We start from the raw sequence: 13849 nt of genomic DNA on the forward strand, positions 1-13849 counted from the left end.
CGGTCAGACCGCCGGGGCGTCGGGCCCGATCCGGCTGCGTACCGCCGTCTGCACCTCGGCCTCCTCGGCCGGGTCCGCGGCAAGCCTGCGCAGTCGCTCGGCGACCCTGATGTCGCCGGTCTCGGCGTGGAGCGCGGCGACCTCACGGGTGGTCTCTTCGCAGTCCCACAGGCATTCGACGGCGAATCCGGTGGCAAAGGAGGGATCGGTCGCGGCCAGCGCGCGGGCCGCTCGGCCGCGCAGGTGCGAGGAGGACGTCTCCCGGTAGACATGGCGCAGTACGGGTGCGGCGCAGGCGATGCCCAGCCTGCCCGTGCCGTCGACGAGGGTCCACAGACGTGGCGCGTCCGGGCCTTCGCCCCGTACGGCCTCGCGGAGCGCGCCGAGGACCAGTGGGGCGTCCTGGGCGACGCCCCGGCAGGCGAGCACGCCGGCCGCGGAGGCGCCGAGCGCGTCGGGCCGCCGGGCCCAGCGCCTGGCACGCTCGACCGCCGCGTCGCCGCACATCCGCTCGAAGGCGGCGACGGCCGCGTCGGCGACGGTGCGCGAGGTGCCGGCCGCGGCGCTCTCGATCAGGTCGAGTACGGCCGGCTCCCTGGCCTCGGCCAGATAGTGCAGGGCGGCGCAGCGCGCGCCGTCCGGGCCGCTGCGGGCGGCCTCGATGATGGTGGACCGGTCCTCGGGGCCGGCGACGGCGGTGAGGCAGCGGGCGGCCGGGACATGGAGGACACTGCCTCGTTCCAGCGCCTGCTGGGCCCAGTCGAAGACGGCCTGGACACTCCATCCGGGGCGGGGACCGCCGGGTCGCATCTGGCGCTGCCAGCGGTCGAAGGAGCCCTGTTCGGAGGCGGCCCTGATCCGGGCGCCGACCTCGTCGCGGGGGTCGTCGGCCCAGAGTCGCCAGGGGCGTGGCTCGAAGGCGTCCCGCACGGCGGCGGCCAGCTCGGCGGCGCCCTCCTCGGTGGCCGGGAACCGGCCGAGGACGGGTACGGCGAGGGCACGGAGCCCCGCGTCGTCGTCGCGCAGGGCGAGCTCGTCGAGGGCCCAGGCCCAGTTGGCCCCGGTCGCGGCGTACCGCCGCAGCAGTGCCAGGGCGTCGCCCCGTCCGTACGAGGCGAGGTGACCGAGTACGGCGAGGGCCAGTCCGGTGCGCGAGTCGTCGGTGTCGAGGTGGTCGTCGGGATCGCGCAGGTGGCGCTCGATCTCCTCGATGCCGCCGTCCAGGTCGAGATACAGGCGTGCGTAGTAGAGCGAGCGGTTCTCCACCTGCCAGTCGTGGCGCGGATCGCTCAGGACGCAGTGGTTGAGAGCCGCCAGGGCCTCGGGGCGTGGTGCGGCGAGCGCGTGGAGCGTGCCGTCGCCACGGCCCCTCTGCAGCAGGCCGAGCAGGGTGCCGCTCGGCGCTATGAACGGATCAAACATGAAAAAAGCCTCACATCAAGCTGTCGACGCAACCGGGACTGTGCAGTTCCAAGTGCCGGGTGGGGCACTAAGCCGCGCAGCAACATGATCGGCCGACCGCCGTCTTCTGCTTGGTGTAGACCATCTTCCTCTGCCTCTCGTCGGTGGCCCGAATCGGGCCCGCGACGTCATGATGACCCAGCCATTTCGCCAACGCGACCACATTTACGACGTACCCGGTCAGCGGGCGCCGAAGAGTTCCAGCAGGTCGGCCTTGCCGAACATGCGTGCGGTGTCCAGCGCGGAGGGCGTTCCGGCCGCCGGGTCGGCCCCCGCGGCGAGCAGTGCCTCGATCACCGCGCCCTCACCCTTGAAGACGGCTCCGGCGAGAGGGGTCTGCCCGCGGTCGTTGGCCCGGTCCGGGTCGGCACCCCGGGCGACGAGGGCGGTGACCGCGGCGGCGTGACCGTGATACGCGGCGAGCATCAGCAGCGAATCGCCCCGGTCGTTGGTGAGGTTCGCGGGGACACCCGCGTCGACGTACGCGGCGAGCGCGTCGCTCTCACCGCGGCGGGCCAGGTCGAAAACCTTGGTCGCCAGCTCGACCACCTCGGGATCGGGGGTTTCGCTCATCGCACGGACCGCCTTCCATAAATCGGTTTCACCACTGTTGACCTGCGGGGGCGTACGCCGTGGGGGCCGTACGAGTGAATCGACAGGGTACTGCTCAACCGCGCCCACGACCCGGCCCGCCCGCCGCGACGGACCACGTCCGAGGGTGACGGAACAGGACGCGACACCGAATGTTCCGTCCCCCCGGTGTTCCGCCGACACCCTTCCCGAGCCCCTTGTCGGCCAATCAAGTGAAAATACTGACTTTTCACTCGAATGCAGCTTTTATCGTATAGATACTTCCGGTGAACCTGGAAGGACTCATGGTGACTGTCCCCCCAATCAGGAGAACCTCTCATGATCCTGTCCATGTCAGGCGTAGTCATCCTCGGCATCATCGTCTTCCTGTTCTTCAGGAAGGACGGCCTCAAGGCATCGCACGCCCTCGTCACTGCCCTGTTCGGCTTCTATCTGGCAGGCACCGCCATCGCACCGAGCATCACCGCGGGCGGCGCGAGTCTCGCCGGCCTCTTGGGCGGGATCAAATTCTGATCCTCCGCGACCGCTCCCACCCCTTCAGGAGACCGACGTGGCCCGGCGACCACTCCCCCGCATTCTGAGCAGCGGCACCGCATCGATCACTCGCAGCCGCGAGTTCGCGCGCACGGCCGCCGACAACGCCACGGACGTCCTTCATCCGCTGATCACGATCACCCGTGGTCTGCGGCTGCTGGCCGGAGCCGGACGGCAGAAGTGGGCCGCGACGCCCAAGGACAAGCGTGGTCCGGTGCTTTGTTCCGTCGCGGCCTGCGTCATGGTGGTCGCGCTCCTCCCTTACGGATCCGTACTCGCCCTGGTCGCGGTGATGGGGGCCGCCGCTTGGAAGGGGCGGGAGCGGAACCCCGTGAAGACCGGCCCCGACGAAGCGGAGACCGGACGGCTGCGGTCCCTGTACGAGGCGCTCGTGCCGTACTTCTCCACGGCCGACGACCCCAGTCCGCTGTTCGCCCACGGCGGCGACTGGGACAAGGCCTTCAGCGAGTACGCATTCGACGGCGACGGGCGCCTGACGCGTCTTCAGGTGACGTACCCCGCCTACTTCACCGACAGCGAGGCCGGTTCCCGCAACCGGATCGAGCAGCTGCTGCACGCGAAGTCGGGCCGCGGCCGCGAGTACCACTTCTCCTGGGACGAGGAGGGCAACCGGCTCGTCATGAGCGTGCTCGACGCCCTGCCCACCTCGATCGGCGCCCAGCGCTTCGTCACCGCACCGGGCGAGACGGTGCTCGGTTTCACCGACGGCGACGCGGTACAGCGCACCGTTCCCGTGAGCGACGGCGACACGACCCGCGACGCCCCGCCCGTCGTCTGGCGGACCGGCGCCCGCTCCACCGAACCGCATCTGCTGGCCGTCGGGCAGCCCGGCAGCGGCACCACCACGCTGATGCGCTCCATCGCCCTGCAGGCGCTCCAGCACGGCGACATCCTGATCATCGAGGGGAGCGGCACCGGCGAGTACGCCTGCCTGACCGGGCGCGACGGCGTGCTGGCCGTCGAGTGCGACCTGGCCGGCGCGCTGGCGACCCTGGAGTGGGCGGCCCACGAGACGGAGCGGCGGCTGATCGCGTCGAACCGGGCCCGGCAGTCCGGCCACCCCGCCCCCGACGACACCAAGCGCCCGCTCTGGGTGCTGCTGGACCGGCCCAGCGTCCTCGGCCACCTGGCGGCCGCCGATGGCAGGCCCGATCCCCAGGAGCTGCTCCAGGTGCCGCTGCGGCACGGCCGGGCGGCCAACGTCACCGTGGTCGTCACCGAGCAGTTCGACAGCCTGGACGCCCTCGGCGAGACGCTCAGGACCCACACCCGGGCCCGGGCCGTGCTCGGCCACTGCTCCCGCGACCAGGTCGAGTCGGTGCTCGGCACGGAGCCGCACACCACCCCGACGCCGAACGCCCCGCCCGGCCGGGGGTACGCGCGGCTGGGCACCGGTCCCGTGCTGCGGCTCCAGGTTCCGGCCACGCCCGATCCGTACGACGAGGCGACCAGCGAGGCACAGCGGCAGGCGGTTCTCGGTCTGCTCCCCGAACGGCAGGCGCCGGCCGAGGCCACGGTCCCGGCGGAGGAGGCCCAGGAGGCCGCTCCCATCGAGCCGGGCGTCCCGGAACCGGTGATGCCGCATCCGCTGACCGCGGCCGTGGCCGTGGCTGTCGAGAGTGTGCGGGTCGGCGACTGAACGGCACAGGACGGTGCGGGGTCGACGAACCGCCCGGCCCGCCGGTCCCGTGCCGTCGTGCGGTCAGGCGGTCAGGCGGTCAGGCGGTCAGGCGGTCAGGCGGTCAGGCGACGAAGGTACGGGGCGCCTCCACCCCCGCACCCGCCCCCGAACCCACCAGCCGCGCCGCCGCCGCGAGCCGCACCGCCGCCTCGTCCGCGACCGGCCCCCCGACCGTGAACGGCAGCCGTACGTACCCCTCGAAGGCGCCGTCGACACCGAACCGGGGACCGGAGGGAACGCGTACACCGACCCGCTCCCCCACCACCGCGAGCCGGGAGCCCGAGAGGCCGCCTGTCCGCACCCAGAGCGTCAGCCCCCCGCGCGGAACCGAGAACTCCCAGTCCGGCAGCTCCCGGCGGAGCGCGGCGACCAGCGAGTCCCGGTTCTCCCGCGCCTGTTCACGGCGGACCTGCACGGCCTGCTCCCAGCCGCCAGTGCGCATCAGCCAGTTGACGGCGAGCTGCTCCAGAACGGGCGTGCCCATGTCGGCGTAGGCGCGGGCGGCCACCAGGCTGCGGATCACGTCCGGGGCGGCACGCACCCAGCCGATGCGCATACCGGCCCAGAATGCCTTGCTCGCCGATCCGACGGTGAGCACGGTGGAGCCCGCCGGATCGAAGGCACAGACCCGGCGCGGCATCCGTACGTCGTCGTCGAGGTACAGCTCGTTCATGGTCTCGTCGACGACGAGGACCGTGCCGGCGGAGCGGGCGGCGTCCACCAGGTCGCGCCGCCGGTCCTCGTCGGCCAGCGCGCCGGTGGGGTTGTGGAAGTCGGCGACGACGTAGGCGAGCCGCGGCGCCGCGTCCCGCAGCACCTGCCGCCACCGGTTGATGTCCCAGCCGGCGAGCCCCTCCTCCATGGCCACCGGCACCAGCCGGGCACCCGCCTCCCGCATCAACTGGAGGATGTTGGCGTAGCTCGGGGACTCCACCGCGATCCGTTCGCCGCGGCCCGCGAAGAGGTGGCAGATCGCGTCGATCGCGCCCATCGCGCCGGTGGTGACCATGATCTGTTCGGGCATGGTCGGGATGCCACGCTCGGTGTAGCGGTCGGCGATCATCTGCCGCAGCGCGGGCAGTCCGGCCGGGTAGTCGCCGTGGGTGTGGGCGTACGGTGCCAGTTCCTCGAGGGCGCCCTGGACCGCCCGGGTCAGCCACGGTTCGGGGGCGGGCAGCGAGGCGCAGCCCAGGTCGATCATCGAACCGAGCGATTCCGGCGGAAGGGGTTCCAGGCCGCGTGCGGGCAGCGGGTTGCCCGCGGGTACGGCCGTCCAGCTGCCGGCGCCGCGGCGGGACTCCAGGAACCCCTCGGTGCGCAGCGCCTCGTACGCGGCGGCGACGGTGGTGCGGCTGACGGACAGGGCGAGCGCCAGTTCACGCTCCGCGGGGAGCCGGGCGGCCACCGGCACCCGGCCTTCCAGGACGAGTAGACGGACCCCGTCGGCCAGCGCACGATAGGCGGGCGGCCTGCGGGTGCCCGGTCCGGCGGGCCGGGGCTGTTGGGCCTGGAGCTGCCGGGCGAGCTGTGCCGCACCGACTGCCGAAGTCCACTGCGCCATCGAAATCAGTCCACCTTCCTCGGATTGGCCATAGTTGGCGACCAATCCCCTGCCACAGAGTGACATGCGGCAGTCCACCACCACCACTCCAGGGGGCACCTCTTGTCCATCACTCCCGTCCCTCGCGGGGCGCGCCTCCCCCGAAGGCTGATTCAGCTGTACGTCGGTCTCGCGCTGTACGGAGCGAGTTCGGCGCTCCTGGTCCGTGCCGGGCTCGGTCTCGAACCCTGGGGAGTGCTGCATCAGGGGCTCGCGGAGCGCACCGGGCTGTCCATCGGAGTCGTCTCGATCATCGTCGGCGCCGCCGTCCTGCTGCTGTGGATACCGATCAGGCAGCGTCCGGGGCTCGGCACCGTCTCCAATGTCTTCGCCGTCGGAATCGCCATGGACGGCACGCTGGCGCTCGTGCCCGACGTGCACGGTCTCGCCGCGGAGATCGCAGTGATGGTGGCGGGGGTCGTGGTCAACGGTGTCGCGACGGGGCTGTACATCGCGGCGCGGTTCGGCCCGGGACCGCGCGACGGACTCATGACCGGTCTGCATCTGCGTACCGGCCGCTCCATCCGGCGGGTCCGCACCCTGATCGAGGTGGCGGTGGTGGCGACCGGCTTCGCACTCGGCGGCACACTCGGCGCGGGCACGGTCCTCTATGCCCTGGCCATCGGCCCGCTCGCCCAGTTCTTCCTGCACTTCTTCGCGGTCGACGGCCGGACGGCCGGGGAGACCGCCGCCGGAGCCGACGACGAGGCGGCCCTCGCACCCGCGCGGGACAATGGCGACACCACCGTCACCACCCCGACACCGGAGCAGGCGATACTGCCGAAGTGACCTCCGTACGCCACCCCTATCTGGACCATCCCTCGACGATCCCCTTCGCCCACCGAGGCGGCGCCGCCGACGGGATCGAGAACACGACGGCCGCGTTCCGCCGGGCCGCCGACGCCGGATACCGCTACTTCGAGACCGATGTGCACACCACGGCGGACGGCCGCCTGGTGGCCTTCCATGACGCCACGCTGGACCGGGTGACGGACGCCCGGGGCCGGATAGCCGAGCTGCCGTGGAGCGAGGTGCGGCGGGCCAGGGTGGCGGGCCGGGAGCCGCTGCCGCTGTTCGAGGAGCTGCTGGAGACCTTCCCGGAAGCCCGCTGGAACGTCGACATCAAGGCCGGGCCGGCCCTGGTCCCGCTGGTCGACCTGATCCGCCGGACGCATGCCTGGGACCGGGTCTGCGTCGGCTCGTTCTCGGAGGCCAGGGTCGCCCGGGCCCATCGTCTCGCGGGGCCCCGGCTCGCCACCTCCTACGGCGTCCGCGGCGTGCTGGGCCTGCGGCTGCGCTCGTTCGGCGTTCCGGCGGCACTGCGGGCCGGCGCCGTGTGCGCGCAGGTGCCGGAGAGTCAGAACGGCATCCGGGTGGTCGACCGCCGCTTCGTGCGCGAGGCGCACGCACGCGGACTCCAGGTGCACGTCTGGACGGTGAACGAACCTGAGCGGATGGCAGCGCTCCTCGACCTCGGCGTGGATGGCATCATGACCGATCACATCGAGACGCTGCGTACGGTGCTGAGCGAGCGCGGGGCCTGGGCCTGACGCCGGTCGTGCGAGGTCTCCACGGGGAGAGACGAGGGGGAGCGCTTTGAGCGCCGAGACCGCGGATACGGCCGAGCCGACGGAGCTCGCGACGGGTTCCGCAGACGCCGCGAGCCGCAGACGGGAACAGCGCGGCTGGTATTTCTACGATTTCGCCTGCTCCGTCTACTCGACCAGTGTCCTGACGGTGTTCCTCGGCCCCTATCTGACTTCGGTCGCCAAGGCGGCCGCCGACGCCGACGGTTTCGTGCACCCGCTGGGCATACCGGTGCGCGCCGGGTCGCTCTTCGCCTACGCGGTCTCCGTGTCGGTGGTGGTCGCGGTGCTCGTGATGCCGGTCGTGGGCGCCGCGGCGGACCGTACGGGACGGAAGAAACCGCTGCTCGCGGCCGCCGCCTACGTGGGGGCCGCCGCCACCACCGGCATGTTCTTCCTGGACGGTCACCGTTATCTGCTGGGCGCGTTCCTGCTGATCGTGGCGAACGCCTCGATCTCGGTGTCGATGGTGCTTTACAACGCCTATCTGCCGCAGATCGCCGAACCGGAGGAGCGGGACGCGGTCTCCTCGCGCGGCTGGGCGTTCGGATACACCTCGGGCGCGTTCGTCCTCGTCCTGAACCTGGTGCTGTACACGGGCCACGACTCCTTCGGTCTCTCCGAGTCCGACGCGGTGCGGATCTGTCTCGCGTCGGCCGGCGTCTGGTGGGGCGCCTTCACGCTCGTACCACTGCGCCGGCTGCGCGACCGACGGGTGACGCCGGGCGGCGAAGGGGCGGTCGGTTCGGGGTGGCGGCAGCTGATGAACACCCTGCGCGACATGCGCCGACATCCGCTGACGCTCTCCTTCCTGCTGGCGTACCTCGTCTACAACGACGGCGTGCAGACGGTGATCTCCCAGGCGTCGGTGTACGGCTCCGAGGAACTGGGCCTGGACCAGACGACGCTGATCACGGCCGTGCTGCTGGTGCAGGTGCTCGCGGTGGCCGGAGCGCTGGGGATGGGCCGGCTGGCGCGGGTGTACGGCGCGAAGCGCACGATTCTCGGCTCGCTCGTCGTCTGGACGCTGATTCTCGTCGCCGGATATTTCCTGCCCGCCGACGCGCCGGTCTTCTTCTATGTGCTGGCCTCGGCGATCGGCCTGGTGCTCGGCGGCAGCCAGGCGCTTTCCCGCTCGCTGTTCTCCCATCTGGTGCCGAGCGGCAAGGAGGCCGAGTACTTCTCCGCGTACGAGATGAGCGACCGCGGACTGAGCTGGCTGGGGCCACTGGTGTTCGGGCTCGCGTATCAGCTGACCGGGAGCTACCGGGATGCGATCATCTCGTTGGTGATCTTCTTCGCGGCCGGTTCCGTACTGCTCGCGAGGGTGCCGATCCGGCGGGCCGTGGCGGCCGCGGGCAATCCCGTACCCGAACGGATTTAGACGTTGAAGTGAAAGGCCGGTAGTGTACGCCTTTGGCCTGCCCGGAGGACCGTTACTGCGAGTGGAAGAAGCCAAACCCTTGGGTGACAACTTCTGCCAGATGTGACAAACCGGGCATTGGCGGGTACTTGGACCCTGGGAAACCTGAAATAAGCAGCGGCACGACGGGCGACGCATGACCGGCAACGGGAATCTTTACCGCCGACCGGACGTTGACCGGATGACGACGACAGCGACACCTGTCCTGTGGGCGACAAGCCCGGGAGGCACGATTCATGAGTGAGCGAGCTCTCCGCGGCACGCGACTCGTGGTTACCAGCTACGAGACGGACCGCGGCATCGATCTGGCCCCGCGCCAGGCGGTGGAGTACGCATGCCAGAACGGACATCGATTTGAGATGCCGTTCTCGGTAGAGGCGGAAATTCCGCCGGAGTGGGAGTGCAAGGCGTGCGGCGCCATGGCACTCCTGGTGGACGGGGATGGCCCCGAGGAGAAGAAGGGCAAGCCTGCGCGTACGCACTGGGACATGCTCATGGAACGGCGCACACGCGAGGAGCTGGAGGAGGTGCTGGCCGAGAGGCTGGCGGTTCTGCGCTCCGGAGCCATGAACATCGCCGTGCATCCGCGGGACAGCAGGAAGTCTGCCTGACCGCCTGACACCGCCGTACGACGGAGCCGCGGGCTGTGACACACCGAGTGTGTGTCACAGCCCGCGGCTCTGTCGCGTCGTGGCCCGGTACCGGGCGCGGTGGTCGCGGACCCGGTACCGGATCCGGTGTCAGGGGGTCAGCGGCGGCCGGGGGCCCTCGTCGGCGCGGGAGCCCGGCTGTGCGCCGTCCTCACGGATGACCTCGCCCTGCACGATCTTTCCGTCCGGCCGGTGAATACGGGCCTGCTGGAAGGCGTCGGAGAGGCTGCCGGGGCCCGCGGCGCGCATCCGGCGCTCCAGCGACCGCTCCGTGTACCGGCCGAGCATCGAACGGACCGGCGGCACGAGCAGCAGAAGCCCCGCCACGTCCGAGATCACCCCCGGGATCATCAGCAGCAGCCCGCCGAGCATCAGGAAGCCGTTGCCCTCGGTGCCCGGGGATGCGGCCTGCGGCGCGGCGGCCGTCCCGGGCTGCCCCGGCATCCGCTGGAGCGTCTCGGTGAGGTTGCGGAAAGCCCGGCGGCCGGCCCGCTTCATCACGGCGGCGCCGAACACGATTCCCGCCACCAGGAGCAGCAGCACGGTGAACCCGCCCGCCGCGTTCGCCACGACGGTGAGCAGCCAGATCTCCAGCACCGCCCAGGCGGCGACGGCGAGCGGAACGAGGGTACGGGCGCGTGAGCGCCTGGGGGCGGTCGGGGGCGGTGTGCCGGTCGTCATGGTCCCCAGTGTGCCCGTACGGGCGTCCAAGCGGCGTAAGGGGGTGATCATGGGCGACGCGCGGGAGCCCGCCGCACACGGCGGGTCAGATCGCCTTGCGGCCGAGGACCCGGTTCGTACGGGCAGTGACGCCCCAGGAGGTGACCCGCCAGAGCGCCTCGACCAGGATGTCGCGGCTCATCTTCGAGTCGCCGATCTCGCGGTCCACGAAGGTGATCGGGACCTCGACGACGTGATATCCGGCGTCGACGGCACGGCGGGCCAGGTCGACCTGGAAGCAGTAGCCCTGCGAGGCGACCTGGTCGAGGCCGATGCCCTCGAGGGTCTCGGCGCGGAAGGCCCGGTAGCCGCCCGTGACGTCCCTGGTCCGCAGCCCGAGGAGGACGCGGGAGTACGTGCTGCCGCCGCGGGAGATCATTTCCCGGGTCTTGGGCCAGTTGACCACGCGCCCGCCCGGCACCCAGCGGGAGCCGAGCACCAGGTCGGCTCCCTTGAGCGCGGTGAGCAGCCGGGGCAGTTCCTCGGGCTGGTGGGAGCCGTCGGCGTCCATCTCCACGAGTACGCCGTAGCCGTGCTCGATGCCCCAGCGGAAGCCCGCGAGGTAGGCGGCGCCCAGTCCTTCCTTGCCCTTGCGGTGCAACACCTGCACCTGCTCGTCGGCGGAGGCGAGCTCGTCGGCGACCTTGCCGGTTCCGTCGGGGCTGTTGTCGTCGGCGACCAGAATGTCGGCTTCCGGCACAGCGGCGCGCACCCGGCTGACGATCGGCTTGATGTTCTCGGCCTCGTTGTAGGTCGGAATGATCACCAAGGTTCTGCCGAGCGGGCCGTACCGCCGCTGACCGCCGTCGTTCACTTACTGCCCCTTAAGTCCGTACGCAGATGCACACCATATCCAGCGGACGGGGGCCGGATGCCGACGCGGTCGGGCGGGAACGGGCACCGCCACGGACAGAAGGAGGGAAGTACGGACAGACTCCCTGAGGGAATGTGCGGGAACTGCGAATGGGGGCCCGGCGCCCTTCGGGCCGACCTGGGACCCGCCGGCTGCGGGTCGACCTAGAGCCGTTGTCTACTGAACGTCCGGGCCCCACCCGGGTCGCACCTACCGTCCGGCTGAAACCTTCCCTCGCCCCCGAGGCGCGGGCGCTGAACCTGGCTGTCAGGAGTGGTGCGCCGGTGCGGCACACCACTCCATGACCCAGCGGCGTTCGACGACTGCGTGGAGGTTTAACCGGTCGGACGTCCTGTGGTGGACTCGGCCGAACCTACCGGCCGGTGGGCGCGTTCTGTCAATAGCTGCCTGACCTGCAATGTTCCCGGAACTTGCCTGGTCAGTAGCGAAGATCCGCAGGTCGCGGCGGACCGGGGGACGCTTCGATCGGCGGTACGAAATGTCTGGACGTCACCCGTTCGGATGCGCGTAGACAGTTTGTCCGAAGACCACAGTGCCCAGGCAGACCGGAAGCGCCGCGCCCGGGGTGAGGTCCGGCAGGCCGGGCGTTCCCGACCTCGGGTCGGTCGACCAGCGGGCGACCCGGTCGTCCGGCGCCTGAACCACCAGGTCATCGGTGCGCCAGACCGCGTAGTCGGCCGGAGCACCGGGCACCAGGGTCCCCGCGTCGTCGCGGCCGACGGCTCGCCAGCCGCCCCTGGTGTGGGCGGTGAAACCGGCTCGCACGGAGATCCGGTGTTCGGGCGTGCGGTGGAAGGCGGCAGCCCGTACGGTCCCCCAGGGGTCCAGCGGGGTCACCGGGCTGTCCGAGCCGAAGGCCAGGGGCACACCGGCCCGCAGGAGCGCCGCGTAGGGGTTCAGGGTCCTGGCCCGCTCGGCGCCGAGCCGCCGCGCGTACATGCCCTCCTCTCCACCCCAGGCCGCGTCGAAGGCGGGCTGCACGGAGGCGGTCAGCCCCAGCTCCGCGAAGCCGGCGACGGTCTCCGGGGTGAGCATCTCGGCGTGCTCGATACGGTGCCGGGCGGCTCGGACCCGGGCCAGGCCGAGCGTCTCTGAGGCGGCCCGGACGCCCTCCACCACGGCGGAGACCGCCGCGTCGCCGATGGCGTGGAAGCCGGCCTGCAGGCCGGCCTCGGTGCAGGCGGTGACATGGGCGGCGATCTGCGCCGCGTCCAGGTGCGCGGCGCCCGTGTGCCCGGCCGGGCCATCGGCGTACGGCTCGTGCAGGCAGGCCGTGTGCGAGCCGAGGGAGCCGTCGACGAACAGGTCCCCGGCCGCGCCGATCGCGCCGAGTTCCCGGATGCGGTGGGCGTCCTTCTCGTCGGCGACCTGCTCGGCCCAGTAGCCGAAGACCCGCGGCCCGCTCTGCGCCGCGGCGAGCTTCAGCAGCGCGACGAAGTCCTCCTCGTCGGAGATGTCGGGGCCGCCGCACTCATGGACAGTGCCGATGCCGAGCGACGCGGCGTGACGCAGGGCGGCGCGCTGCGCGTCGGCGCGCTGTCGCGCCGAGACGGCGCCGTGGGCCGCGGAGCGCACCGCGTGGTGGGCGGCGCCGGTCAGCGGGGTGTCGGGGTGGTATCCGGTGAGCGCGGTGACGCCCGGGACCAGGTCGAGCAGGGCGGTGGTGACGACCGCGGAGTGCACATCGATACGGGGCAGGTAGACCGGCCGGCCACCGGCGGCCGCATCGAGCTCGTCGCGCGTCGGCGGACGCTGCTCCGGCCAGCGTGTGGCGTCCCAGCCGTGACCGAGGACGACCCGGTCCGCGGGGTGCGCCGCCACGTACGCGCGCAGCAGACCGAGCGCCTCGTCGAGCGTCCGGGCACCGGAGAGATCGAGGCCGGTGAGGGCCAGGCCGGTCGAGGTGGTGTGGACATGGGCGTCGGTGAACGCGGGGGTGACCAGCGCACCTTCGAGGTCGATCACTTCGTCGACGCCGCTCGCGAAGGCGTCGGCGGCCCCTTCCGAGCCCACCCAGGCGACATGGCCGCGCTCGACGACCATGGCGGTGGCGAAGGGGTCGGCGGGGCTGTGGACGTCTCCACCGCGCAGCAGCACGGTGCGGTGGTCGCTCTGGGGGGCGGTGCTCTCGGTCATGGGACCAGTCTCGCGCCTGCCCGGAGCCGCGCGGTCCGCGGCCCCTCTCAGATCTGCGGGGGCCGGGCCTCGTACGGCGTGGAGAGGACGACGGTGGTCCGGGTGGAGACACCGGCCAGCGAACGGATCCGGGTGAGCAGGTGCTCCAGCTCCAGCGGGGTCGCGACCCGCGCCTTGAGGATGTAGTTCTCGTCACCGGCGACGCTGTGACACGCCTCCAGCTCCGGAACGCCCGCGAGCCGCTCCGCGATGTCGTCCGGTGCGCTCGGGTCGAAGGGTTTCACCGAGATGAACGCGGTGAGCGGCAGGCCGACGGCCTCGGGGTCGACGACCGCGGCATAGCCCCGGATCACCCCGCGCTGCTCCAGCCTGCGGACGCGCTGATGAACCGCCGAGGTGGACAGGCCCGTGGCCTTGCCCAGGTCGGTGTAGCTCATCCGCCCGTCCTTGACGAGCAACTCCACGATCTGTCGGTCCAGCTCCTCCATACGGATCAACCTATTGCCACTGATGCCTCCGGGCACAGCGGCAAGGGCTCCGGAAGGGCACCTGCGGCGGGCATGTGACGAATG

Annotated in this window: 13 protein-coding genes; 6 read left to right on the forward strand and 7 right to left on the reverse strand. The window is 71.5% G+C overall.

Translation table 11 applies throughout. The annotated features are described in order from the left end of the window. Window positions 1-3: 3 nt before the first annotated feature. Both OG306_RS05835 and OG306_RS05840 read right to left on the reverse strand, forming a co-directional pair. Complete coding sequence (locus OG306_RS05835) at window positions 4-1422, reverse strand: HEAT repeat domain-containing protein (RefSeq protein WP_266744964.1); 1419 nt, start codon at window positions 1420-1422, stop codon at window positions 4-6. Window positions 1423-1641: 219 nt separating this feature from the next. Further along, on the reverse strand, window positions 1642-2034 hold the full coding sequence (locus tag OG306_RS05840) for an ankyrin repeat domain-containing protein (RefSeq protein ID WP_266744965.1): 393 nt from the start codon (window positions 2032-2034) through the stop codon (window positions 1642-1644). Between the two features lie 336 nt (window positions 2035-2370). On the opposite strand from OG306_RS05840, the gene OG306_RS05845 reads away from it, so the two are divergent. Both OG306_RS05845 and OG306_RS05850 read left to right on the forward strand, forming a co-directional pair. Beyond that, window positions 2371-2565 (forward strand): hypothetical protein, encoded by a 195-nt coding sequence (locus tag OG306_RS05845; RefSeq protein ID WP_018103962.1) that lies wholly within the window; start codon window positions 2371-2373, stop codon window positions 2563-2565. Window positions 2566-2602: 37 nt separating this feature from the next. Further along, complete coding sequence (locus OG306_RS05850) at window positions 2603-4246, forward strand: hypothetical protein (protein ID WP_266744966.1); 1644 nt, start codon at window positions 2603-2605, stop codon at window positions 4244-4246. 103 nt (window positions 4247-4349) lie between these two features. Here OG306_RS05850 and OG306_RS05855 read toward each other — a convergent pair whose 3' ends face one another. Further along, the gene (locus OG306_RS05855) at window positions 4350-5849 is read right to left on the reverse strand and encodes a PLP-dependent aminotransferase family protein (RefSeq protein WP_266744967.1); all 1500 of its coding nucleotides are present in this window, start codon (window positions 5847-5849) and stop codon (window positions 4350-4352) included. Window positions 5850-5951: 102 nt separating this feature from the next. Here OG306_RS05855 and OG306_RS05860 point away from each other — a divergent pair, with 102 nt between their 5' ends. From OG306_RS05860 to OG306_RS05875, 4 genes are all read left to right on the forward strand, one after another. Further along, on the forward strand, window positions 5952-6677 hold the full coding sequence (locus OG306_RS05860) for a YczE/YyaS/YitT family protein (protein ID WP_266744968.1): 726 nt from the start codon (window positions 5952-5954) through the stop codon (window positions 6675-6677). Further along, window positions 6674-7438 carry a glycerophosphodiester phosphodiesterase gene (locus OG306_RS05865; RefSeq protein ID WP_266744969.1) on the forward strand — a complete coding sequence of 255 codons (765 nt, stop codon included), beginning with the start codon at window positions 6674-6676 and terminating at the stop codon, window positions 7436-7438. Before OG306_RS05860 ends, OG306_RS05865 begins: the two co-directional genes overlap by 4 nt. Window positions 7439-7484: 46 nt before the next feature. Continuing rightward, window positions 7485-8858, forward strand: a complete 1374-nt coding sequence (locus tag OG306_RS05870) for an MFS transporter (protein ID WP_266744970.1) — start codon at window positions 7485-7487, stop codon at window positions 8856-8858. A 275-nt stretch (window positions 8859-9133) separates the two neighbouring features. Further along, window positions 9134-9508, forward strand: a complete 375-nt coding sequence (locus OG306_RS05875; protein ID WP_007262928.1) for an RNA polymerase-binding protein RbpA — start codon at window positions 9134-9136, stop codon at window positions 9506-9508. Window positions 9509-9637: 129 nt separating this feature from the next. Here the strand turns inward: OG306_RS05875 and fxsA are convergent, their stop codons facing one another. The 4 genes from fxsA to OG306_RS05895 form a co-directional block, all read right to left on the reverse strand. Continuing rightward, window positions 9638-10228, reverse strand: coding sequence for an FxsA family membrane protein (gene fxsA / locus OG306_RS05880; protein ID WP_266744971.1), 591 nt, complete (start codon window positions 10226-10228; stop codon window positions 9638-9640). An 85-nt stretch (window positions 10229-10313) separates the two neighbouring features. After that, window positions 10314-11081 carry a polyprenol monophosphomannose synthase gene (locus OG306_RS05885; RefSeq protein ID WP_266744972.1) on the reverse strand — a complete coding sequence of 256 codons (768 nt, stop codon included), beginning with the start codon at window positions 11079-11081 and terminating at the stop codon, window positions 10314-10316. Window positions 11082-11630: 549 nt separating this feature from the next. After that, complete coding sequence (locus OG306_RS05890) at window positions 11631-13277, reverse strand: amidohydrolase (RefSeq protein ID WP_266744973.1); 1647 nt, start codon at window positions 13275-13277, stop codon at window positions 11631-11633. Between the two features lie 47 nt (window positions 13278-13324). Beyond that, window positions 13325-13765, reverse strand: a complete 441-nt coding sequence (locus tag OG306_RS05895; RefSeq protein ID WP_266363289.1) for an Lrp/AsnC family transcriptional regulator — start codon at window positions 13763-13765, stop codon at window positions 13325-13327. Window positions 13766-13849: the final 84 nt, after the last annotated feature.

Origin of the sequence: Streptomyces sp. NBC_01241, assembly GCF_041435435.1 — a bacterium.
In the GTDB taxonomy this organism is placed as follows: Bacteria; Actinomycetota; Actinomycetes; order Streptomycetales; family Streptomycetaceae; genus Streptomyces.